General features: G+C 63.5%; 1 protein-coding gene. It reads left to right on the plus strand.

Going from position 1 to position 1,166, the window contains the following annotated elements; genetic code table 11:
- Window positions 1-199: 199 nt before the first annotated feature.
- On the plus strand, window positions 200-1,144 hold the full coding sequence (locus EN738_RS34470; protein WP_189606143.1) for an IS110 family transposase: 945 nt from the start codon (window positions 200-202) through the stop codon (window positions 1,142-1,144).
- The last annotated feature ends 22 nt before the right edge of the window (window positions 1,145-1,166 follow it).

The raw sequence follows: 1,166 nt of genomic DNA on the forward strand, positions 1-1,166 counted from the left end.
CACCCCTTGTGTGTCTGGAATCGTGCATTGTTGAGGGGTGCCACGGACCAGGTGCTTGCCTGATCCGTGGCGGCGGTCGAGAGCCCGTCACCCCTCAGGTAGCCTAAACCGTGGATGAGCTGGGGCCCGACCGCCTTCTTTTGTGAACCCGAACAGTTGCAAGGGGCAAGCCCCCGCACACAAGGAAGGGACCGAGAAGATGGCTGCAGGAACGGTTCAGGATGTCGGCATCGACGTTGCCAAGCGATGGCTCGACGTGGCCGTGTTCCAGACGCAGGAACAAGCGCGTTTCGACAACGACAAGGACGGATGGGCCAAGCTGAGCAAGTGGCTGAAAGGCCGCAACGTGCGCGCCATCGGCATGGAGCCGAGTGGAGGCTATGAGCGCGGCGTGGCCAAGGCGCTGCGCAAGGCGGGTTTACCGGCCAGGAACGTCAATCCGCACAAGCTGCGCCACTATGCCCGCGTTCTTGGCCGACTGGCCAAGAACGACCGCATCGATGCCCTGCTGATTGCACGCTATACCGCCGAACTGCCGACCCGGCCGGTGCAGTGCGACCCAATCGCCGAGCAACTGGCCGATCTGGTCGTGGCCCGCAGGCAGCTCAGCGACGACAAGGTCAGCCTGGCCAATCAGCTCGAGCAGGTCCGCGAGCCGACGGTCAAGCGCATCTTCACCCAGCGTCTGCGCCGCATTGAGTTCGATATCGCACTGCTGGCCAAGCGCATGGCCGATCTTGTCGCCAGCCAGCCGGCGTTCGCGGCCAGGGACCGCCTGATCCAGTCCTTCCACGGTGCCGGTCCGGTGTTCAGCCATACCGTGCTGGCCTTGGCGCCGGAGATAGGGCAGGCCTCGCGGCGCGAAATCGCAGCCCTTGCTGGCCTGGCCCCATACGACTTCGATAGCGGCACCTTCAAAGGCCGCCGCATTATCTGGGGCGGTCGTCACGCCGTGCGCAGGGTGGTCTATATGGCTGCCCTCACCGCCAGTCGCTCAAATCCCGTCCTCAAGGCCTTCCACCAGCGTCTCATCGCCAAGGGCAAGGAGCCGAAGGTCGCTCTCGTCGCCGTGGCACGAAAGATCCTGACCATCCTCAGCGCGATGATCCAAAACAACGAACCTTGGAATCCAAACAGGTCCTGACGAACACAGTTGCTCATCCGTC

It is taken from the genome of Mesorhizobium sp. M4B.F.Ca.ET.017.02.2.1 (assembly GCF_003998955.1).
GTDB classification, from domain to species: domain Bacteria; phylum Pseudomonadota; class Alphaproteobacteria; order Rhizobiales; family Rhizobiaceae; genus Mesorhizobium; species Mesorhizobium abyssinicae.